Raw genomic sequence first — 24,172 nt, forward strand, 5'->3', positions numbered from 1 at the left:
TCGGCGGCGCAGTATGTTCTACCGCATCGGCGACCGGATCGATGGTTTCCGCGGGTGGTGAAACAGCGACCAGCAAAATACCCGACCCGAAAATAAAAATGCCAGTCAGCTTAACTGACTGGCATTAACCCGAAGGCCGCCTTGTTCAGCACCGCTACAGCAGGATCAGAATTCGTGATCTGCGGTGTCCGGGTTCAGGTTGGCAATGCCCAGCTTGCCTGCAGCCTGCTCGATCGAACCGGTCTGCTTGACCAGGGCGGCGATGGCGTCACGCACGATCTGGTTGCCGGCTGCGTTGTCGGCAGCGATCAGCTGGTCGTAGTGCTCGCCTTTGAGGGCGTGGTCGACGATCACCTGAATCTTGGCTTCGGTGGCTTCCAGGTCGGCCTTGAGGGTGGCGTCGGCGGCCGGGTCTGCCTTGGCTACCAGCGACGACAGGCTCGGCCCGCTTACCTTGGTGCCGTCCGGGCGGGTGTACTCGCCCAGGTAGACGTTGCGGATGCCCTTGGCGTCGTAGAAGTGCGAGTAGTGAGTGTTGTCGCTGAAGCAGTCCTGCTCGTCTTCCGGCGAGTTGGCTTCCAGCGAAACCTTCATGCGCTCACCCGCCAGTTCGCCCAGCGACAGGCTGCCCATGCCGAACAGCATCTTGCGCAGGCCGTCGTTGACAGGCTCGGCTTCCAGCTTGGCGCGGTAGTTGTCGGCGACGTTCGGCGCCCAGTTGCCGACCATCTCTTCGAGGTCGGTGACCAGCAGGTCGGTGACCGCTTTCAGGTAGGCACGGCGGCGGTCGTTGTGGCCGCCGGTGGCGCCTTGGCCCTCCAGGTAGTCGGATGCCGGGCGGTTGCCAGCGCCCGGGCCGGTGCCGTTCAGGTCCTGGCCCCAAAGCAGGAACTCGATGGCGTGGTAGCCCGTGGCAACGTTGGCCTCGGAGCCCGCCAGTTCGTTCAGGCTGGCCAGTTTTTCAGGGGTGATGTCTTTGACGTCGACCTTTTCTTCGCCCACCTGGATCTCGGTGTTGGCGATGATGTTGGCACCAGCAGCCGGGTTACCCAAGGCGTGCTCGTAGCTCTTGTCGACGTAGTCGATCAGGCCCTCGTCCAGCGGCCAGGCGTTCACCTGGCCTTCCCAGTCGTCGATGATGGTGTTGCCGAAGCGGAAGGCCTCGGTCTGCAGGTACGGTACGCGCGCGGCGACCCAGGCTTGCTTGGCGGCTTTCAGGGTTTCGTCATTGGGCTTGGCCAAGAACGCATCGACTGCGGTCTGCAGGGTCTTGGCGGTGCTCAGCGAGTCGCTGTACACGGCATGGACCATTTCGGCGTAGTGCTTGACCACGGCTTTGCCGGCAGCTTCGTCGACAACCCCTGGCGCAGCAGCAGTGGTGCTGGCAGCAGCAGGTGCCTGGGCTTGCGGCGCGGCGGCTTTGTCGTCCTTGCCTTCACCGCAACCGGCGAGAGCGATGGCAATGGCCAGCAGACTGGCGGAGGCCAGAGGCATTCGAATCATTGTTGGTTTTCCTGCGTCGTGTGGTTGGACCAAGGGGTAGACCGTGCGCCGGGGCACGCGAAACCGCAACATCATGCGAAAGATTTGCATTTGCTGTAAAGGGGCGGGTGCGCAATTCATGTAAATGCCGGTCACAGCCTGTAACCGGGCCAATCGGCTCAGAGCATCGAAACCTGGTTACGCTGCGCCTGCTTGAGGAAACTGGTCAGCTCACGGGCCGACAGCGGCTTGCTGTAGTGATAGCCCTGGCCCTCGTGGCAGCCCTGGGCAACGATGTAGGTTTCCTGTTCGGCGGTTTCCACGCCTTCGGCGATCACCTGCATGCCCAGGCTCTTGCCCAGCTGAATGATGGCGCGAACGATGGTGGCGTCGTCATCGTCGTCCAGCAGGTCCTGGACGAAGCTCTTGTCGATCTTGATCTTGTCCAGCGGCAGCGATTTCAGGTAGCTGAGCGACGAATAGCCAGTGCCGAAGTCGTCGATGGCAATCAGCGCCCCAGAGCGGCGCAGGCTCAGCAGGTGCTGGGCGGCAGTGCTGATGTCTTCCATCAGGCCGGTTTCGGTGACTTCCAGCTCCAGGCTGCGTGGCGGCAGGCGGTAGGCCTGCAGCAGGTTGTTGACCACCCGTGGCAGTTCACTGTGGTGCAGCTGCACGGTGGACAGGTTGACCGCCATGCGCAGCTCGCTGAAACCTTGGTCGTGCCATTCGCGCAGTTGCCGGCAAGCCTGGTCCAGTACCCATTCGCCGATGCTGATGATGCTGCCGTTCTGTTCGGCCAGCGGAATGAACTGGTCCGGCGGCACCATGCCCAGCTCTGGATGCTGCCAGCGCAGCAGCGCCTCGACGCCGACCACGCGGTGGTCGCGGTAGCTGATCTGTGGTTGGTACACCAGGTACAGCTGGTTGCGCGGCAGGGCTTCGCGCAGGTCCTTTTCCAGCTCGCGGCGGCGGCGCATCTCGCTGTCGACGCTGGCGATGTAGAACTGGTAGCGGTTGCGCGAACGGGCCTTGGCCAGGGTCATGGTCTGTTCGGCTTTCTGCAGCAGCTTCTCGGTGCTGTCGCCGTCTTCGGGGAACAGGGTAATGCCGATGGTAGCGCGTAGGCGGATCTGCTGGTGGTGGTCGAGGTCGAATGGCACTTCCAGGTCGTCGAGGATGCTCTGCGCCAGTTCTGCCGCTTCGTAGGGTTGCTCGATATTGGCCTGCACCAGGGCAAACTGGTCGCCGCCCAGCCGCGCCAGGGCGCCCAGCCGGCCGCTGTGGGCGCGCAGGCGGTCGGCCAGGGCCAGCAGCAGCTGGTCACCGACCTGGTAGCTGAACTGCTCGTTGATGCCCTTGAAGTCGTCCAGGCCCACGCACAGTACCGCCACACGGTGTTGCAGGCGACCGCCATCGACGAGGATCTTGTCCAGTTGCTGCTGCAGTTGCTGGCGGTTGGGCAGGCCGGTGAGGAAATCGTACTGGGCCATGCGCTGCAGGCTGTTTTCGGCTTCATGGCGCAGGTGGGTGTTGCGCTCGATCGACGCCAGCAGCTGGTTGGCAGTGTTGACCCACAGGCCCAGTTCGTTCTTCTCGTGACCCTTGAGCAGCGGTATCTGGTGTTGGCTTGGGCGATCGGGGTTGATCTGGGTGAGGTGCTCGATGATCTTGGACAGCGGTTTGGTCAGCAGCCAGTGGTAGACCAAGTACAACACCAGGCCCATGGCCAAGGCGCGCAGTACGCCGGAAATGAAGATGATCACCGCATTGATCAGGAAGTCTTCGCCGTAGGACGAGGTGTCGAGGGTAATGCTGAGGTCGCCGTAGTATTCGCTGTAGGGGCCGCGGCCGACCAGTTGCGTGGTGTAGGTGCGTTCCTGGCCCAGGATCGGGTCGGTCAGCCAGCGCATGGACATGTCCCGCAGCGGGCGGGACTTTTCGGCCAGCATGGTTTCGTTGGGGTGGCCGATGGACGCCATGCGCACTGATTCGTCCTGGAACAGGCCTTCCATCACCTGCATGCCCATTTCGCGGTCGAGGCTGTACACCGCCTGGGTGGAGGGGTCGCGGAACATGTCGAGGATGCGCTGCGCATCGTTGTTCACGGCCTGGCGGGTCTTGTAGGTGTCGTAGACAATTTGCGCACAGCTGAGCACGACGCCAACCGCCAACGCCGACAGCAGCACGACCCTGAGCAACTTGACCGACAAGCTGTTCCGCAATTCCAGCTTCAATGGGGTTTCCTTAATCCATGCGCATGGCATCATTTTGCCATCAACGATGACGATACACTATCGGCCGATCATGAGCAGTGTATCGGTTGCCTGACCCCGCAACTTGAGTGCGCTGTATCAATCTTCCAGAGCTTTGATGTTAGCGCGCTATGCGGGCTGAGCAAGCAAAACCGTGCAGGCCTTTTCGCGGGCACGCCCGCTCCCACAGGGATAGCATCAAGGTCACGGGTGGCGCCATATCTGTGGGAGCGGGCATGCCCGCGAAAAGGTTTGCACAGGCACAAAAAAACCCGGCACATGGCCGGGTTTTTTGATCAAGGCTGGATGACTCAGGCCTTGAAGGTCTTGCCTTCGAACTGTTCGGCAACGAAGGCCCAGTTGACCAGGTTCCAGAACGCCTCGACGTACTTCGGACGCAGGTTGCGGTAGTCGATGTAGTAGGCGTGTTCCCAGACGTCGCAGGTCAGCAGCGGGGTGTCACCGCTGGTCAGCGGGCAGCCGGCGCCGATGGTGCTGGCCAGTGCCAGGGAACCGTCAGCTTTCTTCACCAGCCAGCCCCAGCCGGAACCGAAGGTGCCAACCGAAGTCTTGGTGAACTCTTCCTTGAACTTGTCGAAGGAACCGAAAGCGGCGTTGATGGCCTCAGCCAGTGCACCGGTAGGCTGGCCGCCGCCGTTTGGCGACAGGCAGTTCCAGTAGAAGGTGTGGTTCCAGACCTGAGCGGCGTTGTTGAAGATGCCGCCCGAAGAGGTCTTGACGATCTCTTCCAGGGTCTTGCCTTCGAATTCGGTGCCTGGGACCAGGTTGTTCAGGTTCACGACATAGGTGTTGTGGTGCTTGTCGTGGTGAAACTCCAGGGTTTCCTTGGAGATGTGCGGCTGCAGGGCATCGTGGGCGTACGGCAGCGGCGGCAATTCAAAAGCCATGGTGGATCTCCTGATTCAGGTCTAGTTCGCGGTTTGCGCAGGGCCGATCACGGGCGGCCCTATGAGCGTCGGCGAGTTTGTACTCTTTGCGACGCAAGGGGTCGATCATAGCACCAGCCCCGGCGCATAACCACGCAACAAACATAGGGAATAGAGGTTCCGCAGCGGTTGGCGGGTACCGACCAGTGGTGGTCGTTTCCAGGCCAACCGATGTGGGCCGGGCCATGCAGGCCAGAGGTCAGTTGAAGATCAGCTGCGCCGCCACCGCGAACATCATCACCGCCACCATGAGGTCGAGCATGCGCCACGTCGCCGGCCGTGCCAGCCACGGTGCCAGCCAGGCCGCACCAATCGCCAGGGTCGAGAACCACAGCAGCGAGGCACTGGCTGCCCCGGCCACGTAGGCACCAGGCTCGGTCTGCTGGGCGCCCAGCGAGCCGATCAGCAACACTGTATCCAGGTAGACATGCGGGTTCAGCAGCGTCACCGCCAGGGCACTGAGCAGCACCGCACGCCGCGAGCGTACGCCCTGGCCCTGCTGGTGCTTCAGGCTCTGGCTGGAACAGGCGCTGCGCAGGGCCTTGGCGCCGTACCAGATGAGGAACACCGCACCGCCCCAGCGCGCGACCGCCAGCAAGGCCGGGTTGTGCGCCAGTACCGTGGCCAGGCCGAACACCCCGGCAGCCACCAGCAGGGCATCACAGACGATGCACAGCGCTGCCACCGGCAAGTGATGCTCACGGCGCAGGCTCTGGGCGAGGACGAAGGCGTTCTGGGCGCCGATGGCCATGATCAGGCCGAAGGCCACCAGCATGCCGTTGAGATAGCTTTGCCACATGGCGCGCGCTCCATATATGAACCCGAAAGATGCTGGCCATTGTGGTTGTTCACGCTGTATAAGAAAAACAAATAAAGCTGATCCGTCATTAGGAAAATCGATGTTCGACTACAAGTTGCTGGCCGCCCTGGCGGCGGTGATCGAACAAGGTGGTTTCGAGCGAGCCGCGCAAGTGCTGGGCTTGTCGCAGTCGGCCATTTCCCAGCGCATCAAGCTGCTCGAAGCGCGGGTCGGGCAACCGGTGCTGGTGCGTGCCACGCCGCCCAGCCCGACCGAAGTCGGCCGCCAGTTGCTCAACCATGTGCAGCAGGTGCGCCTGCTTGAACGCGACTTGCAGCGTCAGGTGCCGGCGCTGGACGAGGAAGGCATGCCGGAACGCCTGCGCATCGCCCTTAACGCCGATAGCCTGGCCACTTGGTGGGCCGGTGCGGTAGGCAACTTCTGTGCGCAGCAGAACGTGCTTACCGACCTGGTGGTAGAAGACCAGGAAGTGGGCCTGAAACGCATGCGTGCCGGCGAAGTGGCGGCCTGCCTTTGTGGCAGTGAACGCCCGGTAGCCGGGGCCCGCAGCCTGCTCCTTGGGGCCATGCGCTACCGGGCGTTGGCCAGCCCAGGGTTCATGGCGCGGCATTTCCCTCAGGGCTTTGTCGCCAGCCGCCTGGCCCGCACCCCGGCGATCGTGTACGGCCCGGATGATTTCCTGCAGCACCGCTACCTGGCATCACTGGGCATCGAGGACGGCTTCCTGCACCACCTGTGCCCGTCGTCCGAAGGCTTCCTGCGCATGACCGAGGCAGGGCTGGGCTGGGGGCTGGTGCCCGAATTGCAGGCTCGGGAGCAGCTGGCCAGCGGGCAGTTGGTGGAAATCTGCAGCGATACCCCCATCGACGTGCCGCTGTACTGGCATCATTGGCGCAATGGCGGGCAATTGCTCGCGCAACTGACCGACCACCTGCGGCACACCGCACGGCAATGGCTGGTGCCCTTGTAGCCACGGTTGGCGTCAGTTGCATCTGAAATCTGGCAAGACGGAGTCTTACATGCGAATTCTGGTCACCGGCGCGAGTGGCTTCATTGGCGGGCGCTTTGCGCGCTTCGCCCTGGAGCAGGGCCTGGACGTGCGGGTCAGCGGCCGCCGCGCCGAAGGGGTCGAGCACCTGGTCAAGCGCGGCGCCCAGTTCATTCCCGGCGACCTGGGCGATCCCGAGCTGGCCCGCCGCCTGTGCCAAGGCATGGAGGCTGTGGTGCACTGCGCCGGCGCAGTGGGCAACTGGGGGCGCTACCAGGACTTCTACCAAGGCAATGTGGTCGTCACCGAAAACGTGGTCGAAGGCTGCCTGAAGGAACATGTGCGGCGCCTGGTGCACCTGTCGTCGCCGTCGATCTATTTCAACGGCCGTTCGCGCCTGGACATCCGTGAAGAGCAGGTGCCGCGCCGTTTTCACGATCACTATGGGCAGACCAAGTACCTGGCCGAGCAAAAAGTGTTCGGTGCCCAGGAGTTCGGCCTGGAAGTGCTGGCGCTGCGCCCGCGCTTCGTCACCGGCGCCGGCGATGCCAGCATTTTTCCGCGGCTGATGCAGATGCAGCGTAAAGGCCGCGTGGCGATCATTGGCAACGGCTTGAACAAAGTCGATTTCACCAGCGTGCACAACCTCAACGAAGCATTGCTTAGCGCGTTGTTCGCCGACGACCGTGCGCTGGGTCAGGCCTACAACATCAGCAACGGCCAGCCGCTGCCGCTGTGGGACGTGGTCAACTACGTGATGCGCCAGATGCAGCTGCCGCAGGTTACCCGCTACCGTTCCTACGGCCTGGCCTACAGCCTGGCCGCGCTGAACGAGGCGGCTTGCATGCTGTGGCCGGGGCGCCCGCAACCCACCTTGTCGCGCGTGGGGATGCAGGTGATGAGCCGTGATTTCACCCTGGATATCAGCCGCGCCCGACAGTACCTGGACTACCAGCCCAAGGTCAGCCTGTGGACGGCGCTGGATGAATTCTGCGGGTGGTGGAAGCATTTGCCGCCTGGGCAGTGAAGCCGCTGGAGTGACAATGGTCATCAACGCGCCGCGCTTGCGGTTTATACTCGTGCCTCTTTGCGACTACCGCGGTTGAATGTATCCATGCGTAACCATGCTCACGATGACTTCGATGACGTGCCCAGCTTGCGGGCGGGCACCGTTGATGATGACGAACTGATGCCGGCGCACGTGGTGCGCAGCCGCCAGAAAGCCGCCCGTGGTGCCAGCACGGCGCCGTTGTGGGCGCTGCTCGGCGCTTCGTTCATTGCGTTGGCGGGCCTGGGCTGGTGGAGCTTCCAGCAGATCTCGCTGATGGAGCAGCAACTGGTGGCGACCCAGGAGAGTTTTGCCCGCATCAGTGAAGAAGCAGCCGGGCGTTTGCAGGCGATCAGTGGCAAGGTGGAAGCCAGCGAGTCTGGTGTCACAACCAGCAGCGAGGCGCTGAAGCTGCAGTTGCGCCAGTTGCAGCAAGGCGTAGCCGGGCAGACCGGCGACCTGGGTAAGCGCCTGGAGCAGGTGCTGGCCGATACCCGTGAACAGCAGAAGACTGTGACCGAGCTGCAAAGCCAGCTGCAGGCGCAGTTGAAGCTGGTGAATGGCGAGCTGGCCGCGTTGCGTTCAGGGCAGGTTGATGGCGGCAAGCTGGATGCCCAGTTAAAGGGCCTGAACGAGCAGGTTGCCGCGCTGAAGGCCGCTCAGGTGGATGGCGGCACGCTGGACGGGCAGCTCAAGAGCCTGGGCAACGATGTGGCGGCGCTGAAGAAGCAGGGTAACCCCAGCGCTGCCATTCAGAGCCTGGAGCAGGACATGCTGGTGCTGAAGAGCCAGATCGACAACCGCCCGGCTGCTGCGGCGTCCGGTGGTGCGTCGGTGCAGGAGTTTGATGCGTTCCGGGCGCAGATGACCCGCAACCTGAATACCTTGCAGAGCCAGGTCCAGAACCTGCAACAGCAGATCAACGCTCGGCCGTGACGCCGCAGGGGAGGGCGTTGCCCTCCTATCGCGACACAAGGCCGCTCCCACAATGTACGGTGTACGCCGATCCATTGTAGGAGCGGCCTTGTGTCGCGATAGGGCCGCAAAGCGGCCCCGGCAATCTTGATTACAACCGCGGATAATCGATGTACCCCACCGGCCCCTTGCCATAGAAGGTCTCAGGCCGCGCCTCGTTCAACGGCGCATCCGCCGCCAGCCGCGCCGGCAGGTCGGGGTTGGCGATGAACGGCACGCCAAACGCCACCGCATCGGCCTTGCCACTGGCCAGGGCCGCATTGGCGCTGGCTTTGTCAAACCGCTCGTTGACGATGTACGGGCCGCCGAACGCTTCTTTGATCAATGGGCCGATGCTGTCATCGGCTTCCCGCTCCCGCGAGCAGATAAAGGCAATGCCCCGCTTGCCCAGCTCGCGAGCCACGTAGCTGAAGGTTTTGGCGCGGTCATCATCACCCATGTCGTGAGCATCGGCACGCGGCGCCAGGTGCACCCCTACGCGGTTCGCGCCCCACACTTCGATGGCCGCATCGGTCACCTCCAGCAGCAGGCGCGCCCGGTTTTCCAGCGACCCACCGTAGCGGTCGGTGCGCTGGTTGGTGCTGCTTTGCAGGAACTGATCGAGCAGATAGCCGTTGGCGCCGTGGATCTCTACACCATCGAAACCGGCAGCCTTGGCATTCTCGGCACCGCTGCGGTAGGCCTCGACGATATCGATGATCTCTTCGGTTTCCAGCGCGCGCGGTGTGGGAAAGTCACTCAGCGGGCGCACCAGGCTTACATGGCCCTTGGGCTGGAGCGCGCTGGGGGCGACAGGCAGCTCGCCGTTGAGGTAGCTGGGGTGGGAGATGCGGCCAACGTGCCACAGTTGCAGGAAGATACGCCCGCCGGCGGCATGCACGGCCTTGGTGACGTTGTTCCAGCCGCGCACCTGCTCATCGTTCCAGATGCCGGGGGTATCCGGGTAGCCGACGCCCATGGCAGTGACCGAAGTCGCCTCGCTGAGGATCAGCCCGGCGCTGGCGCGCTGCACATAGTATTCGGCCATCAGCGCATTGGGCACGCGGCCTTCGTCGGCACGGCAGCGCGTGAGCGGGGCCATGATGATGCGGTTGGGCAGTTGCAGGTCGCCCAGTGTGATCGGATCGAAAAGCGTGGTCATAACGGTTACCTGCCTTGTCAAAGTGTTTGGCGCAGTTGTTCGAGGAACGCCTCGATGGTGGCTTCGTTGCGTTTGAAGAAGTGCCATTGGCCAATCTTCTGGCTGCTGATCAGCCCGGCGCGCTGCAAGGTGGCCAGGTGAGCGGAGACGGTCGACTGCGACAGGCCGCAGCGTTGGTCGATCTGCCCGGCACACACACCGTTTTCGGTGCTGTGGTACTGGTCGGGGAATTGCGTTGCCGGGTCTTTCAGCCAGCTGAGGATTTCTCGCCTGACCGGATGAGCCAGCGCTTTTATGATTTCGTCGAGATCGAGAGGCATGGATTGAGGCTCGTTGTAGCGGTATATCGCGATAGGCCGAAATGTAAATCGCCCGATTCCGATATACAAATACGAAGAGGTTCTGAGCTGAGCACCAATCGCTATATCGCGTTATAACGATATACAGGTGAGCGGTGCTAAACTGCGCTCATGAACTACCTCGCACACCTGCACCTGGGCGGCCCGGCGCCGCAACAACTGCTTGGCAGCCTGTATGGCGATTTTGTCAAAGGCTCGCTGGAAGGGCGCTTCCCACCTGCGCTGGAGGCGGCTATCCGGCTGCACCGGCATATCGACAGCTACACCGATCGGCACCCGTTGGTGCTGGCAGCCCTGGCGCGCTTTCCGCGTGAGCGGCGGCGCTTCGCCGGGATTGTGCTGGATGTGTTTTTCGACCATTGCCTGGCGCGGCATTGGGGCAATTATGCCGATCAGCCGCTGGAGCAGTTTACTGGCGCATTTTATCGGGTGCTGCTGGCGGAGCCAGAGCTGCCGGGACGGCTGGCGCGGATTGCACCGTTCATGGCAGCGGATGACTGGCTAGGTGCGTATGGCGATTTTGCCACCCTGGAGCAGGTGTTCAGCGGCATTGCCCGGCGTTTGTCGCGACCTGAGGGCATGGTCGGGGTGATGGTGGAGCTGGAGCGGCTGTATGAGCCGCTGCTGGCGGATTTTCGCGAGTTCTACCCGCAGCTGCAGGCCTTTGCGGCGGCGCGGATGCCTGACAGCTGATTTTATTCGCATGTTCCGGCCCTATCGCCGGCAAGCCAGCTCCCACAGGTTGAGCAACAGCTTCAAGACCTGTGGAGTACCTGTGGGAGCTGGCTTGCCGGCGATAGGGCCAGTACTGACAGCACAAAAGAATCAGGCAGCCCGCGCCTGCCGCCTTGGCACCGCTACAACTTCTTCAACTCCGAACAACGCCAGGTGAATCGCCTGCTGCGCCTGCAACGCCAACACCGCACGTTCCTTACCCACGCTGCCGATGGGTGGCAGCAGGTGAATGCACACCTCGCCCCGCGGCTGGGCAAACAGGCGCATCAGGTGCGACACCAGGTCATCATCGCCAATGAACGGCGCAATCGGGTCGATCTGGCCATCACGCAAATACTGGATAGCCACCGGCTGCACCGCCACGCCGCGGTCGATGGCACCTGCCAGCAGGCGGCCATGGAAGGTGCGCAAGGTGCGACCGCTGGTAGTGGTGCCTTCGGGGAAGATCAGCAGGGGGCGGGCCAGCCCCAGTTGCCCGGCGATCTGTTCGCGCAGGCCCTGGCTGTCGCCACCACCACGGCGAATGAACAGCGTGCCGGCCTTTTCCGCCAGCCAGCCCGCCACCGGCCAATGACGCACCTCGGCCTTGGACAGGAACGACAGCGGCAGCAGCATGCCGAGCAGGGGGATATCGGTCCACGAAACGTGGTTGCTCACCCACAGCATTGGCCGCTGTGGCAACTCGCCCACCACCCGCACGTTGAAGGGCAGGGCGGCGACCAGGCGTTTCATGAACAGGCAGGACCAGCGCTGGCGGCGCTCGATAGGGGCCTTGAAGCCCAGGCGTTCGCCGAGGGCAATAACGCTGGCCATCAACATGCCCAGCACCAGCACCAGCAGCAGTCGGGTCAGGCGGGCGACTACCCGCAGCTTCGTCATCAGACCGCCGCCTTGAAGTGCCGGGCGTAGCGCGGGCAGAGGTTATCGCGCTTGAGCAGGATGAACACGTCGGCCACCTGGAAGTCCTCGTCCCAGCACGGCTCGCCGCAAATCTTTGCGCCCAGGCGCATGTAGGCCTTGAGCAGAGGTGGCATTTCGGCGATGACGTTGCCCGGCAAAGCCAGGCTTGGCAGCGGGTTCTTCGGCTCGGCACGCAGGTGCTCGTTGCACAGGTAGCGGTCACGCAGGCGCTGCATCACGGCATGGGCCTGCACGCCGCCGTCCTGCATGGGGATGCTGGCGCAGCCCATCAGGTAGCTGTAGCGGCCCTCGTTGAGCACCTCGGCCAGTTCACCCCAGAGCACGGCGATGGTGCCGCCGTTGCGGTAGTCGGGGGCTACGCAGGTGCGGCCCAGCTCAAGGATCGGGCCCTGCAGCTGCAACAGGCCGTGCAGGCGAAATTCTTCTTCGCTGTAGAAGCGGCCCAGGCTGCTGGCGGCCTGGTGGTCGAGCAGGCGGGTTGTGGCCACCAGCTCGCCGGTGCTCAGGTCGCGTACACCAATGTGGCGGCAGTGCACGTCGTAGTCGTCCATGTCCAGCCCGTGCTCGGCACCCTTGAGCTTGGCCTTGAATTCTGCGCTGAACACTTTGAAGCGCAGGGCCTGGGCCTCTTGCAGCGCCGCGGCGCCAACCAGGCGTTCGGCTTGCAGACGGCGTTCAGTGCTGTTGTCGCCAGAATGAGCGATCCGAGTCATTACGAGTCTCCATAAGCCAGCCATGAAGGGTTGCGGCCGGTCGGCTTTGTTGTGCAAAGTCAGCCTAGGTAGACGCGGTGTCACCCCTGTGAATCTTTGGTGATGCTTGCGTGACACCCCCCAAACCTCGACCAGAAAAAGCCCCAGCAAGGAGCCGTCCCATGGCCTGGTTGCAACGATTGAACGACCCGCTTCGCCAAGGGCTGGCGGGCACCCTGGGTGAAACCTACGCCGCGCTGCTCGAGCGCCTCGGCCCGGTTGCCCCCTTCGAACTGGCGGCACTGGGCGGGCGCGCGATGGCTACGCCAGGCCTGGCTTTCCTGGTGGGTTACCAGGCCGCCTTGCGCGTGCTGTGGCCCAGTGCACCGCCCAGCCTCGGCGCCCTGTGCGCCACCGAGCGGCGCAGCGTGCGGCCGGCCGACATGCACACGCGCCTGGAGGGCTTGCGGCTGACCGGCAGCAAGGACTTCGTCACCGCCGGGCTGGAAGCGGAGTGGCTGCTGGTGGCGGCGCGCAGTGAAACGGCTGGCGCGGCACCGCAGTTGAACCTGGCAGTGGTCTACCCCGGGGAGCCAGGCGTGACCCTGGAGCCATTGCCGACCCTGCCGTTGATGCCGGAGGTGGGCCATGGGCGCTTGCTGCTGGAGCAGGCGGCGTGCGAGTTGCTGGCCGGTGACGGCTGGGATGCCTATGTGAAGCCGTTTCGCTCGCTGGAGGACTTGTATGTGCTCACGGCGCTGACGGCCTGGTTGTATGGCGTGGGGCAGGAAAGCGCCTGGCCACAGGATTTACGCCTGCAGCTGCTTGGGCTTCTGGCAGGGTGTGCCGAGGGCAGCCGGCAGTGTGCCGATAGCGTGGGTTGCCATTTGTTGCTGGGCGGGTTGTTTGCGCAGTTCCAGGCATTGCGGGGGGCGATCGATGCGGCCCTGGCGGCAGGGCCGGTGCATTGGGCGCAAATCTGGCAGCGTGACCAAGGGGTGATGGCGTTGGCTGCGGCGGCGAGAGAGAAGCGGCTGAACAAGGCTTGGGTGGCTGCGGGATTGTCATGAATGCCTAATAGGTTTTTGTGAACCGATCAATCCTGGGGCCGCTTTGCGGCCCATCGCCGGCAAGCCAGCTCCCACATGGATCGCATAATGCCCAAGGTGTGTGCAGTACCTGTGGGATTGTCATGAAGGCCTGATAGTTATTGTGAACCGATGAATCCTGGGGGCCGCCTTGCGGCCCATCGCCGGCAAGCCAGCTCCCACATGGATCGCATAATGCCCAAGGTGTGTGCAGTACCTGTGGGATTGTCATGAAGGCCTGATAGTTATTGTGAACCGATGAATCCTGGGGGCCGCTTTGCGGCCCATCGCCGGCAAGCCAGCTCCCACATGGATCGCATAATGCCCAGGTGTGTGCAGTACCTGTGGGAGCTGGCTTGCCGGCGATGGGCTGCGCAGCAGCCCCAAAATTGCGAGCCTGAAACGCGATGCTGAAAGGTCTGCTATTGGTTCTTTGCCTGGCCTTGGCAACCGCCGAAGCCGAGGACGGGCCTGACCCTGACTGGCAGAACGACCCTGCCACCTTCGACTGGCAAGCCGTCGACGCCTACGCCTTCCCCCCTCGCACCGCCCCCGACCGCAGCGGCATCCGTACCGACGCGCTGCTGATCATCCGCGACGGCCGCATCCTCCACGAGCGCTACACCGCCCCTACCACCGCCGCCACCGCCCACCTGACCTGGTCGGTAAGCAAGAGCGTACTTGCCACGCTGCTGGGCGTGGCCCAGGGCGAAGGGCGCTTCCAGCTGCAAGATCCGGTCACCCGTTTCTACCCTGCCATGCACGGCCATCCCGGCATACGCATGGCTGACCTGCTGCACTGGGCCAGTGGCCTGGACTGGCAGGAAGACTACGAATACGCCCCGGTCAAGTCCTCGGTGGTGGCCATGCTGTATACCCGCGGCCGTGAGGACATGGCGGCCTATACGGCGGCGCGGGGTGCGTCTGCCAGCCCCGGCGAGCGGTTTCTCTATTCCAGCGGTGATAGCAACCTGCTGGCCGCTGCACTGCGCGGCATGCTCGATGCCGGGCAGTACCCCGATTACCCCTGGCACGCGCTGTTCACCCCGTTGGGTATCGACAGCGCGGTGTGGGAGCGTGACCGGGCGGGCACCTACGTGGGCTCTTCCTATCTGTACCTCAGCGCCCGTGACCTGGCGCGTATCGGCTTGCTGATGCAGCGCGACGGCCGTTGGCAGGGCCGGCAACTGCTGCCCAAGGCCTGGGTGGCCTTCAACCGCACAGCGTTTGACCATGCCGAACCTGCGCCGGGTGAGGCCAACCCTGGCGGCCACTGGTGGCTCAACCGGCCGCTGGCCGGCGCCGCGCGGCCTTGGCCAGGTGCGCCCGAAGACACCTACGCCGCCCTTGGCCACTGGGGCCAGGCGTTGTACGTATTGCCCGCGCAAAAGCTGGTGATCGTGCGCTATGCCGATGACCGCGACGGCAGTTACCAGCACGACGAACTGCTCAAGCGGGTACTGGCGGCATTGGCCGGGGAGGGCACATGAAGCGGGCCTTGTTGCTGGTGCTGCTGGGCCTGTTGTTCTGGGCCTGGCAGGAGCGTCAGGCGCTGGCGGATTTCCCCGGTATCCTCTCGGCCTACTCGGCCAAGGAATACTGCTCGTGCCGCTTCGTCATGGGCTTCGAGAAGGCCTACTGCCAAGGCTATGTAAAGCAATGGCTGCCGTTGAGCCTGCTGGAGGAAAACGGCCAGCAACGGCTAATCACCGCCGAGGGGCTTGGGCGGCGCAACCAGGCTGCCTGGCAAGGCCGGCGCGAGGGCTGCCGCTTGCTGCCATGAAGGCGTGCGGGTAAGGTTGGCGGCTTGGTTTCACGAGATCTGTCATGTTCAAACTGTCCCGTCTACTGCCCGCCTTGTTGCTGGCTTTGTGCCTGCCCGCCCACGCCAACTGGCACCTCGATGGCGAATCGTCGCGCCTGTCGTTCATTACCGGCAAGAACGGTGACACCGCCGAAGTGCACCGCTTTCTGGTGCTGCATGGTACGGTCGACCGCAAAGGCGTGGCGGGGCTGAGCATCGAGATGGACTCTGTCAGCAGCGGCATCCCGCTGCGTGATGAGCAAATGCGCGACAACCTGTTCGAGGTCGGGCGCTTCGCCGAGGCCACGGTAAAGGCGCAGATCGATCTGCGGCCTATCAATGACCTGGCCGATGGTGCACAGATCGAGTTGCGCCTGCCGTTGACGGTCACGTTGCATGGCCAGTCGCACAGCTACAACGCCCTGCTGCTGGCCACTCGTCTGGATGCGCGGCGCTTCCAGGTCGTGACCCTGGAACCGCTGCTGCTGCGCGCCGAGGATTTCGGTTTGCTGCCGGGGCTGGAAAGCCTGCGCAAGTTTGCCGGGCTCAAGTCCATCAACCCGTCGGTGCCGGTTAGCGCGGTGCTGATTTTCACCGCCCGCTGACATGCCGGGGCCGGTCTTCCCCTGGCGGGATGGCAACCAGTTCGAATTGCTGATCGACGGCCCCGAGTTCTTTCCGCGCATGCTGGCGGCAATCGTGGGTGCCGAGTTTCAGGTTGACCTGGAGCTGTACCTGGTGGAGGCCGGCGCCTGTGCCGAGGCCGTGGTCGAAGCGCTGGAGCAGGCCGCCCGGCGTGGCGTGCGGGTGCGTTGCCTGTTCGATGATTATGGCTCGCTGGCCTTCAACAGCGCCCTGCGCCAGCGCCTGCTGGACGCCGGTGTGTACCTGCGCTGGTACAACCGCCTGCGCTGGAAGCGGGGCCTGCGCAACCTGTACCGCGACCACCGCAAGCTGCTGCTGGTGGACGAACGCTGGGCGGTGGTGGGCGGCACGGGCGTTACCGACGAGTTCTGGAAGCCGGGCGACGCGACCAGCGAGTGGCATGAGGTGATGGTGCAGATCCAGGGGCCGGTGGTGACCGACTGGCAACTGCTGTTCGACCGCCAGTGGTCCGCCAACAACCGCCGCACCGCCTGGCGCCCTGCCGAAGGCTTCGGCCTGCCGCGCCTGCCCAAGGCCCCTGCCCATGGGCAGGGCATGGGCCGGGTGGCCTATGCCGACGCCCGCCAGCACCAGGACATCTTGCATTCGCTGGTGCGTGCGCTGAACAGTGGCAAGCAACGGGTATGGCTGGCCACGCCGTACTTTCTGCCAACCTGGAGCGTGCGCCGTTCGTTGCGCCGCGCCGCCAGCAAGGGGCTTGATGTGCGGCTGTTGCTAACCGGCCCGCGCACAGACCACCCGTCGGTCCGCTACGCCGGGCACCGCTACTACCCACGCCTGCTGCGCGCCGGGGTGCGAATTTTCGAATACCAACCGTGCTTCCTGCACCTGAAAATGGCTGTGGTAGACGACTGGGTCAGCGTAGGTTCGTGCAACTTCGATCACTGGAACCTGCGCTTCAACCTTGAAGCCAACATCGAGGCGCTGGACCCGCCGTTGACGGCGGCGGTGGTGGCCAGCTTCGAGCGCGACTTTGCCTTGAGCGAGGAAGTCGACCTCGACCACTGGCATGCCCGCCCCCTGTGGCGCCGGGTGAAGCAACGGATATGGGGCTGGATCGACCGACTGGTCGTCAACGTGCTCGACCGCCGTGACTGACAGCAGCTATCGTGCATTGACAGTTAACCGAAGGAGTGGGTGCGATGACGGCGAAGAAGATTCTGATGCTGGTGGGCGACTACGTCGAGGATTACGAGGCGATGGTGCCGTTCCAGGCCCTGAGCATGGTGGGCCACACGGTGCACGCCGTGTGCCCGGAGAAACTGGCGGGGCAGACCGTGCGCACTGCCATTCATGATTTTGAGGGTGAGCAGACCTACAGCGAAAAGCCGGGGCACAATTTTGCCCTGAATTATGACTTTGTGCGGGTACGGGCCGAGAGTTACGACGCGCTGCTGATCCCGGGCGGCCGTGCGCCGGAGTACCTGCGCCTGGATGATAAAGTGCTGGCGCTGGTGCGGGCATTTGACCAGGCTGGCAAGCCGATTGCGGCGGTGTGCCATGGTGCCCAGCTGCTGGCGGCGGCGGGTGTGCTGGAGGGGCGCGAATGCAGCGCATACCCGGCGTGTGCGCCGGAGGTGCGTCTGGCGGGCGGCACGTTCATCGACATCGCGGTGGACCAGGCGCATGTGGATGGCAACCTGGTGACCGCACCGGCATGGCCAGCGCACCCGGCGTGGCTGGCGGCCTTCCTGAAAGTGCTGGGCACCCGTATCACCTGACTCGGCAGGTATGCAGTGCTTTTGTAGGAGCGGGAGGCTTCAGGCTACCTGCTCGACCCAGTCATTGAGGTTGTAGTAATTGGTTACCCGGGCAATCTTGCCGCAGTGGATATAGAAGAAAGCCCCCGCCGGCAGCACATAGGTCTGCCCGTTTGCTGCCGGCAACCCTTCGTCATCGCCCAGATATTCGCCGTGCACGGTGAACTCCGCCGCCGCGCGACTGCCCTCGGCGTTCTGCATCACCACGATATCGGCCAGGCGTTCGCGGTAGCAGCGGTTCATCTTGTCCATGAACGTGGCAAACCGGGCCTTGCCCATCTGCCGCTCGCCCTGGTTGATGTCGTGGATCACGTCCTCGCTGAGCAGGGCGAGAAAGCCCGGCATGTCACCGGCGTTGAACGCGGCGTAGTAAGCATTTACCAGTTCGGTAGCGGTCATGGAACAATACCTGTCGTGTAGGGAAAAGGCGGGTCGCTGCCTCGGATGATAGGGTTTCCCCTCAAGCCCGGCTTAGCCGAGCGCGTCATCCACATCGACAAAACGACCGCCAAGCATGGAAATACGCCTGTTGCACGGCGCCGCTATTGCGCCATACATCGATGACCTCGCTCGCCTGCGCCTTAGCGTGTTTCGCGAGTTTCCCTACCTGTACGACGGTACCCCGGAGTATGAGGCTGACTACCTGGCCGCCTATTCCCGCTCCGGGCGTAGCCTGGTGGTGCTGGCGCTGGACGACGGCAAGGTGGTTGGCGCGTCCACTGGCCTGCCGCTGGTGGATGTCGCCCCCGAGTTCCAGCAACCGTTTCTGGCCCAGGGGCGCGACCCGGCCAGCGTGTATTACTTTGGCGAGTCGCTGGTGTTGCCGGAGTACCGCGGCCAGGGTCTGGGCGTGCGCTTTTTCATCGAACGCGAATCCTACGCGCACAAACTGGCCGAGTTCGATTATTGCGCGTTCTGCGCGGTGGAGCGGCCAGGCGTGCACCCGCGAAGGCCAGCGGACTACAAGCCATTGCACGGCTTCTGGCGCAACCGCGGCTTCCTGCACGACCCGTCATTGCGCACCACCTACGCCTGGCGCGACCTGGATGAACAGGAAAGCTCCGACAAGCTGATGTCGTTCTGGCTGAAGGAACTGCCGATATGATCCGCCTGGCGGCCTGCCAGTACGCCATCGAACTGCATGAAACCTGGAACGCCTACGCCGACCACCTGCAGGGCCTGTGCGCCGAGGCCGTGGAGGCGGGCGCACGCTTGCTGCTGCTGCCCGAATACGCCGGTCTGGTGTTGAGCGGCCAGCTGAGTGCCGAGCAACGGGGTGACCTGAAGGCTTCGATTGCCGGCATCCAGCCGTTGATCGAGCCATGGAGGGCGCTGTGCGAAAGCCTTGCCCGGCGCTGGGGGATCTACCTGCAACCGGGCAGCGTGCCGGTCCTGGACAGCGATGGGCGGTACCGTAATCGAGCCTGGTTGTTCGGCCCCAAGGGTGTGCTTGGCTATCAGGACAAGCTGATGATGACCCGGTTCGAACGCGAACAGTGGGGCATCGCTGCGGGCCAGGGGCTGCAGGTATTCGACACCGAGTTGGGGCGCCTGGGCATCCTGATCTGTTATGACAATGAATTCCCCATGCTGGCCAGGCGCCTGGCCGAGGCGGGTGCCGACCTGATCTTGGCCCCCAGCTGTACCGATACCGAGGCGGGTTACCACCGGGTACGCATCGGCGCCCAGGCGCGGGCTTTGGAGAACCAGATTGCGGTGTTGCAGAGCCCTACGGTGGGGCATGCGCCGTGGTCGCCGGCGCTGGACGAGAATATCGGACGAGCAGGGTTGTTCGTTCCGCCGGACCACGGGATGCCGGGGGATGGAGTGGTGGCGTTGAGCGAGGCACTGAGCCCGGCGTGCAGCCAGTGGCTGGTGTGTGAGGTGGACCTGGAGGAAGTGCGGCGGGTGAGGCGGGAAGGGCAGGTGTTTACCCGCAGGGACTGGCCGGAGCAGTTTGACAGAGTCTTGTGAAGACAGTGGCGCCCGCAAAGCAGGCGCCGCTGTTACATCAGGTTTACTTCACTTCGACGGCCAGGCTTTCGGCAATCTTGCTCTGCCACAGGGCAGGGCCAGTGATGTGTACCGACTCACCGTTGCTGTCTACGGCAACGGTAACCGGCATGTCCTTGACGTCGAACTCGTAGATCGCTTCCATGCCCAGCTCGGCGAAGGCCAGGACCTTCGACTTGCGGATGGCCTGGGCCACCAGGTAGGCAGCGCCGCCAACGGCCATCAGGTACACGGCCTTGTTGTCCTTGATCGCTTCGATGGCGGTGGGGCCACGCTCGGACTTGCCGATCATGCCCAGCAGGCCGGTCTGCTCGAGGATCTGGCGGGTGAACTTGTCCATGCGGGTAGCGGTGGTCGGGCCAGCTGGGCCTACCACTTCGTCACCGACCGGGTCGACCGGGCCTACGTAGTAGATGAAGCGGCCTTTCAGGTCCACCGGCAATTCTTCGCCACGGTTGAGCATTTCGACCATGCGCTTGTGCGCGGCGTCGCGGCCGGTCAGCATCTTGCCGTTGAGCAAAATGGTTTCGCCCGGTTTCCAGCTGGCAACTTCTTCCGGGGTGATGTCGTCGAGGTTGACGCGGCGGGCACTTGGGCCGGCTTCCCAGACGATTTCCGGGTAGGCGTCCAGCGACGGCGCTTCCAGTTCGGCCGGGCCGGAGCCATCAAGCACGAAGTGGGCGTGACGGGTGGCGGCGCAGTTGGGGATCATGCACACCGGCAGCGACGCGGCGTGGGTCGGGTAGTCCATGATCTTGACGTCGAGCACGGTGGTGAGGCCACCCAGGCCCTGGGCGCCGATGCCCAGCTGGTTGACCTTCTCGAACAGCTCCAGACGAATTTCTTCCAGGCGGTTCTGCGGGCCACGGGCTTTCAGTTCGTGGATGTCGATGGATTCCATCAACACTTCCTTGGCCATGACGGCGGCTTTTTCGGCGGTACCGCCGATGCCGATGCCGAGCATGCCAGGCGGGCACCAGCCAGCACCCATGGTCGGGACGGTCTTCAGTACCCAGTCGACGATCGAGTCGGACGGGTTGAGCATGGCCATCTTCGACTTGTTCTCCGAGCCGCCGCCTTTGGCTGCGACATCGACCTCGACCTTGTCGCCAGGGACGATGGAGTAGTGGATCACTGCCGGGGTGTTGTCCTTGGTGTTCTTGCGCGCACCGGCCGGGTCGGCCAGGATCGAAGCACGCAGCACGTTTTCAGGCAGGTTGTAGGCGCGACGCACACCTTCGTTGATCATGTCGTCGACGCTCAGGGTGGCGCCGTCCCAGCGTACGTCCATGCCCACGCGCACGAACACGGTGACGATACCGGTGTCCTGGCAGATCGGGCGGTGGCCGGTGGCGCACATGCGCGAGTTGATCAGGATCTGGGCGATGGAATCGCGCGCAGCAGGCGACTCTTCACGCAGATAGGCCTCGTGCATGGCCTGGATGAAATCGACGGGGTGGTAGTACGAGATGAATTGCAGGGCGTCGGCGACGCTCTGAATCAGGTCGTCTTGCTTGATCACGGTCATGCAGCGCGCTCCTCTTAAAGACGGGAACATTCATAAAGACGCTCGACGGTGCCGACCAGCATGTCGAAACGCCTTGCAAGGCGCCGGCAGGTCAGGCCGACGGAAAAAGGCGCGGCAGTATAGCGCGCATCTGTGCCGGGCACACCTTTGGCCTGTCTGGACCATGGTCGGCCGCGGGCAGGCACTGTTCTTGCTGTCTGGCTGAAGAGATAGGATGCTTGACGGGGGCTGCCTTGCAGCCCAATCGCCGGCAAGCCAGCTCCCACAGGGTTGCACCAGCCTGTCGCTTGCACTGATCTGTGGGAGCTGGCTTGCCGGCGATTGGGCCGCAAAGCGGCCCCGCAAGATAAAGAGCCAGGAGAGATAGCTGACAATGCCCGAAATTTGCGTGGGCGAGCGCCGCTGGGCGGTGCCGACTGGCAGCAACCTGCTCGATGCCCTGAACGAGGCTGGGTTGAATGTGCCCTACAGCTGCCGCGCCGGCAGTTGCCATGCCTGCCTGGTGCATTGCCTGGACGGGCTGCCAGCGGACGCCTTGCCCGAGGCGTTGGCGCTGGAGAAACACGCCCAGGGCTGGCGACTGGCTTGCCAGTGCCGGGTAGTGGGTGACCTGCGTGTGGCGGTGTTCGACCCGCAGCAGGATGGCATTCCCGCACAGGTTTGCGCACTGGACTGGTTCGGTGACGTGCTGCGCCTGCGCCTGCGCCCGGTGCGAGCGCTGCGATACCAGGCGGGCCAGCATGTGGTGTTGTGGAGCGGGGCGGTAGCGCGGCCCTATTCGTTGGCAAGCCTGCCGGGGGAAGACGACTTCCTTGAATTTCATATCGACTGCCAGCGGCCAGGTGCTTTTTGCGCCAAGGCCCGGGGGTTGAAGGTTGGCGACGCGATGCGCCTGGGGGAGCTCAGGGGCGGAGCGTTGCATTATGACCCGGACTGGCAAGGGCGACCGCTCTGGTTGCTGGCGGCGGGTACCGGGCTTGCGCCCTTGTGGGGCATTTTGCGCGAGGCGATGCGCCAGGGGCATCGGGGGGAGATCAGGGTGATGCATGTGGCGCATGGCCACGTTCAACATTACCTGGCTGAGCCGTTGCAGGCGATGGAGGGTGTGAGTGTCGAGTTGGTGCAGGCAGAGCAGTTTGATCAAGCGCTCGCGGCATTACGGCCGTCATCACGGCAGACGGTTGCACTGGTGTGTGGCTCGCCGACAAGTGTGGAGCGGTTTGCGCGGCGTCTATTTATTGCAGGTGTGCCAAGGAACCAGGTGTTTGCCGATGTGTTTGTCGAGCATGCCTGAATGAGAAGGGGCCGCAACGCGGCCCCCGGGGTAGATCAGCCGACCAGCGGATCACCGACATGCAGGATTTTCATGCCGTTGGTGCCACCGATGGTGTGGTAGCTGTCACCTTTGGTCAGGATCACCCAGTCACCCTGTTCCACCAGGCCACGCTTGAGCAGTTCGTCGACTGCCGCCTGGCTTACCTTGTCGGCCGGCAGCGAGGCCGGGTCGAAGGCGATCGGGTAGACCCCGCGGAACATCGAGACGCGAGCCTGGGTAGCGCGGTGCGGCGACAGGGCGAAGATCGGCACGTGCGAACGCAGGCGCGACATGATCAGCGGGGTGTAGCCGCTTTCGGTCAGGGCGATGATCGCCTTCACGCCCGGGAAGTGGTTGGCGGTGTACATGGCCGCCAGGGCGATGCTTTCGTCGCAGCGCTCGAAGGTGGTGTGCAGGCGGTGGCTGGACTTCTGGTTGGTCGGGTGCTTTTCGGCACCTTGGCAAATCCGCGCCATGGCCTGTACGGCTTCGATCGGGTAGGAACCGGCAGCACTTTCGGCCGACAGCATCACCGCATCGGTGTTGTCCAGCACGGCGTTGGCCACGTCGGACACTTCAGCGCGGGTCGGCATCGGGTTCTGGATCATCGACTCCATCATCTGGGTCGCCACGATCACCGCCTTGTTGTTGCGGCGGGCGTGCTGGATGATCTTTTTCTGGATGCCGATCAGCTCGGCGTCGCCGATTTCCACACCCAGGTCGCCACGGGCAACCATCACCGCGTCGGAGGCGGCGATCAGCTTGTCGAGGGTCTCGTCGTCGGCAACCGCTTCGGCGCGTTCGATCTTGGCCACCAGCCAGGCGCTGCCGCCGGCCTCGTCACGCAGCTTGCGTGCGTATTCCATGTCGCTGGCGTCACGCGGGAAGGAAACGGCCAGGTAGTCCAGGTCCATTTCCGCAGCCAGCTTGATGTCGGCCTTGTCTTTTTCGGTCAGGGCCGGCGCGGTCAGGCCGCCACCTTTACGGTTGATGCCTTTGTGGTCCGACAGCGGGCCACCGATGATCACCACACAGTGCAGGGCATCTGCAGTGGCGGTTTCGACGCGCATGACCACACGGCCATCGTCGAGCAGCAGTTCGTCACCGACGCCGCAGTCCTTGACCAGGTCGGGGTAGTCGATACCGACGATGTCCTGGTTGCCTTCGGTCAGCGGGTGGGCGGTGGAGAAGGTGAACGTGTCACCGATCTTCAATTCGATGCGCTTGTTGGCGAACTTGGCGATGCGGATCTTCGGACCCTGCAGGTCGCCCAGCAGCGCGACATGGCGGCCGTTCTTGGCGGCGATGTCACGGATCAGGCGAGCGCGGGCCTTGTGCTCGTCCGGGGTGCCGTGGGAGAAGTTCAGGCGTGCCACGTCCAGGCCGGCAAGGATCAGTTGCTCGATCACTTCCGGCGAGTTGCTGGCGGGGCCAAGGGTTGCGACGATTTTGGTACGGCGGATGGTCATGCACAGACTCCTATAGTGAAGCGCAGCGAAAGGCTACTCCTGAATCTCGCTGTAGTCATTGTTCCGTTGCACTACCTGCGACCAAGGCAGGGTGGCATTTGAACGGTCGGGGTATGCTTGCAAAAGCCTGTGAAGATTTGTGGGCGTTGGCCGATACACAGGCATCAAA

The 24,172-nt window shown here is 63.7% G+C and carries 24 protein-coding genes; 13 read left to right on the forward strand and 11 right to left on the reverse strand.

What is annotated here, in order from left to right; all coding sequences use genetic code 11:
• Window positions 1–165 precede the first annotated feature (165 nt).
• The 4 genes from JOY50_RS14205 to JOY50_RS14220 form a co-directional block, all read right to left on the reverse strand.
• Window positions 166–1,503, reverse strand: a complete 1,338-nt coding sequence (locus tag JOY50_RS14205; protein ID WP_132842347.1) for an imelysin family protein — start codon at window positions 1,501–1,503, stop codon at window positions 166–168.
• A gap of 158 nt (window positions 1,504–1,661) precedes the next feature.
• Window positions 1,662–3,716 (reverse strand): bifunctional diguanylate cyclase/phosphodiesterase, encoded by a 2,055-nt coding sequence (locus tag JOY50_RS14210; RefSeq protein ID WP_019473880.1) that lies wholly within the window; start codon window positions 3,714–3,716, stop codon window positions 1,662–1,664.
• A gap of 329 nt (window positions 3,717–4,045) precedes the next feature.
• Complete coding sequence (locus JOY50_RS14215) at window positions 4,046–4,642, reverse strand: superoxide dismutase (protein ID WP_019473881.1); 597 nt, start codon at window positions 4,640–4,642, stop codon at window positions 4,046–4,048.
• Window positions 4,643–4,880: 238 nt separating this feature from the next.
• Complete coding sequence (locus JOY50_RS14220) at window positions 4,881–5,480, reverse strand: LysE/ArgO family amino acid transporter (RefSeq protein WP_132842342.1); 600 nt, start codon at window positions 5,478–5,480, stop codon at window positions 4,881–4,883.
• Window positions 5,481–5,580: 100 nt separating this feature from the next.
• Here JOY50_RS14220 and JOY50_RS14225 point away from each other — a divergent pair, with 100 nt between their 5' ends.
• The 3 genes from JOY50_RS14225 to JOY50_RS14235 all read left to right on the forward strand — a co-directional run bounded on the left by JOY50_RS14225 (window position 5,581) and on the right by JOY50_RS14235 (window position 8,473).
• Window positions 5,581–6,471, forward strand: coding sequence for a LysR family transcriptional regulator ArgP (locus tag JOY50_RS14225; RefSeq protein WP_132842340.1), 891 nt, complete (start codon window positions 5,581–5,583; stop codon window positions 6,469–6,471).
• A gap of 49 nt (window positions 6,472–6,520) precedes the next feature.
• Window positions 6,521–7,516, forward strand: coding sequence for an NAD(P)-dependent oxidoreductase (locus JOY50_RS14230; protein WP_243055442.1), 996 nt, complete (start codon window positions 6,521–6,523; stop codon window positions 7,514–7,516).
• An 87-nt stretch (window positions 7,517–7,603) separates the two neighbouring features.
• On the forward strand, window positions 7,604–8,473 hold the full coding sequence (locus JOY50_RS14235) for an ATPase (protein ID WP_132842336.1): 870 nt from the start codon (window positions 7,604–7,606) through the stop codon (window positions 8,471–8,473).
• A 130-nt stretch (window positions 8,474–8,603) separates the two neighbouring features.
• Here the strand turns inward: JOY50_RS14235 and JOY50_RS14240 are convergent, their stop codons facing one another.
• Both JOY50_RS14240 and JOY50_RS14245 read right to left on the reverse strand, forming a co-directional pair.
• Window positions 8,604–9,653 (reverse strand): alkene reductase, encoded by a 1,050-nt coding sequence (locus JOY50_RS14240; protein ID WP_132842334.1) that lies wholly within the window; start codon window positions 9,651–9,653, stop codon window positions 8,604–8,606.
• Window positions 9,654–9,670: 17 nt separating this feature from the next.
• Window positions 9,671–9,973, reverse strand: coding sequence for a helix-turn-helix transcriptional regulator (locus JOY50_RS14245; RefSeq protein WP_016488913.1), 303 nt, complete (start codon window positions 9,971–9,973; stop codon window positions 9,671–9,673).
• 150 nt (window positions 9,974–10,123) lie between these two features.
• Between JOY50_RS14245 and JOY50_RS14250 the strand changes: the two genes are divergently transcribed.
• Window positions 10,124–10,705: an ACP phosphodiesterase gene (locus tag JOY50_RS14250; protein ID WP_132842331.1), complete on the forward strand. Its 582-nt coding sequence runs from the start codon at window positions 10,124–10,126 to the stop codon at window positions 10,703–10,705.
• A 132-nt stretch (window positions 10,706–10,837) separates the two neighbouring features.
• Here the strand turns inward: JOY50_RS14250 and JOY50_RS14255 are convergent, their stop codons facing one another.
• Both JOY50_RS14255 and olsB read right to left on the reverse strand, forming a co-directional pair.
• Window positions 10,838–11,626, reverse strand: coding sequence for a lysophospholipid acyltransferase family protein (locus JOY50_RS14255; protein ID WP_132842327.1), 789 nt, complete (start codon window positions 11,624–11,626; stop codon window positions 10,838–10,840).
• Window positions 11,626–12,381, reverse strand: a complete 756-nt coding sequence (gene olsB / locus JOY50_RS14260; protein ID WP_016488910.1) for an L-ornithine N(alpha)-acyltransferase — start codon at window positions 12,379–12,381, stop codon at window positions 11,626–11,628. The genes JOY50_RS14255 and olsB overlap by 1 nt, the downstream gene beginning before the upstream one ends.
• Window positions 12,382–12,542: 161 nt before the next feature.
• Here olsB and JOY50_RS14265 point away from each other — a divergent pair, with 161 nt between their 5' ends.
• The 6 genes from JOY50_RS14265 to JOY50_RS14290 all read left to right on the forward strand — a co-directional run bounded on the left by JOY50_RS14265 (window position 12,543) and on the right by JOY50_RS14290 (window position 17,639).
• Complete coding sequence (locus tag JOY50_RS14265; RefSeq protein ID WP_138737415.1) at window positions 12,543–13,430, forward strand: acyl-CoA dehydrogenase; 888 nt, start codon at window positions 12,543–12,545, stop codon at window positions 13,428–13,430.
• Window positions 13,431–13,855: 425 nt separating this feature from the next.
• Window positions 13,856–14,938: a serine hydrolase gene (locus JOY50_RS14270; RefSeq protein WP_132842323.1), complete on the forward strand. Its 1,083-nt coding sequence runs from the start codon at window positions 13,856–13,858 to the stop codon at window positions 14,936–14,938.
• On the forward strand, window positions 14,935–15,231 hold the full coding sequence (locus JOY50_RS14275) for an amidase (RefSeq protein ID WP_132842321.1): 297 nt from the start codon (window positions 14,935–14,937) through the stop codon (window positions 15,229–15,231). The genes JOY50_RS14270 and JOY50_RS14275 overlap by 4 nt, the downstream gene beginning before the upstream one ends.
• A gap of 44 nt (window positions 15,232–15,275) precedes the next feature.
• The gene (locus JOY50_RS14280; RefSeq protein ID WP_019471184.1) at window positions 15,276–15,857 is read left to right on the forward strand and encodes a YceI family protein; all 582 of its coding nucleotides are present in this window, start codon (window positions 15,276–15,278) and stop codon (window positions 15,855–15,857) included.
• A 1-nt stretch (window position 15,858) separates the two neighbouring features.
• Complete coding sequence (locus JOY50_RS14285; protein WP_132842319.1) at window positions 15,859–17,016, forward strand: phosphatidylserine/phosphatidylglycerophosphate/cardiolipin synthase family protein; 1,158 nt, start codon at window positions 15,859–15,861, stop codon at window positions 17,014–17,016.
• 44 nt (window positions 17,017–17,060) lie between these two features.
• Window positions 17,061–17,639, forward strand: a complete 579-nt coding sequence (locus JOY50_RS14290) for a DJ-1/PfpI family protein (protein ID WP_132842316.1) — start codon at window positions 17,061–17,063, stop codon at window positions 17,637–17,639.
• Window positions 17,640–17,678: 39 nt separating this feature from the next.
• Here the strand turns inward: JOY50_RS14290 and JOY50_RS14295 are convergent, their stop codons facing one another.
• Complete coding sequence (locus tag JOY50_RS14295; protein WP_019471181.1) at window positions 17,679–18,077, reverse strand: nuclear transport factor 2 family protein; 399 nt, start codon at window positions 18,075–18,077, stop codon at window positions 17,679–17,681.
• A gap of 115 nt (window positions 18,078–18,192) precedes the next feature.
• Between JOY50_RS14295 and JOY50_RS14300 the strand changes: the two genes are divergently transcribed.
• Window positions 18,193–18,783 carry a GNAT family N-acetyltransferase gene (locus JOY50_RS14300; RefSeq protein WP_243055443.1) on the forward strand — a complete coding sequence of 197 codons (591 nt, stop codon included), beginning with the start codon at window positions 18,193–18,195 and terminating at the stop codon, window positions 18,781–18,783.
• Window positions 18,780–19,652 (forward strand): carbon-nitrogen hydrolase family protein, encoded by an 873-nt coding sequence (locus JOY50_RS14305; RefSeq protein ID WP_243055444.1) that lies wholly within the window; start codon window positions 18,780–18,782, stop codon window positions 19,650–19,652. Before JOY50_RS14300 ends, JOY50_RS14305 begins: the two co-directional genes overlap by 4 nt.
• Window positions 19,653–19,695: 43 nt before the next feature.
• On the opposite strand, the gene JOY50_RS14310 is transcribed toward JOY50_RS14305, so the two are convergent.
• Window positions 19,696–21,219 carry a fumarate hydratase gene (locus JOY50_RS14310; protein WP_016498103.1) on the reverse strand — a complete coding sequence of 508 codons (1,524 nt, stop codon included), beginning with the start codon at window positions 21,217–21,219 and terminating at the stop codon, window positions 19,696–19,698.
• Between the two features lie 373 nt (window positions 21,220–21,592).
• On the opposite strand from JOY50_RS14310, the gene JOY50_RS14315 reads away from it, so the two are divergent.
• Window positions 21,593–22,513 carry an iron-sulfur-binding ferredoxin reductase gene (locus tag JOY50_RS14315; protein ID WP_132842312.1) on the forward strand — a complete coding sequence of 307 codons (921 nt, stop codon included), beginning with the start codon at window positions 21,593–21,595 and terminating at the stop codon, window positions 22,511–22,513.
• Window positions 22,514–22,548: 35 nt separating this feature from the next.
• Here JOY50_RS14315 and pyk read toward each other — a convergent pair whose 3' ends face one another.
• Window positions 22,549–24,003, reverse strand: coding sequence for a pyruvate kinase (gene pyk, locus JOY50_RS14320; RefSeq protein WP_019471177.1), 1,455 nt, complete (start codon window positions 24,001–24,003; stop codon window positions 22,549–22,551).
• Window positions 24,004–24,172 lie beyond the last annotated feature (169 nt).

It is taken from the genome of Pseudomonas sp. BP01 (assembly GCF_022760795.1).
Classification (GTDB): Bacteria; Pseudomonadota; Gammaproteobacteria; order Pseudomonadales; family Pseudomonadaceae; genus Aquipseudomonas; species Aquipseudomonas putida_Q.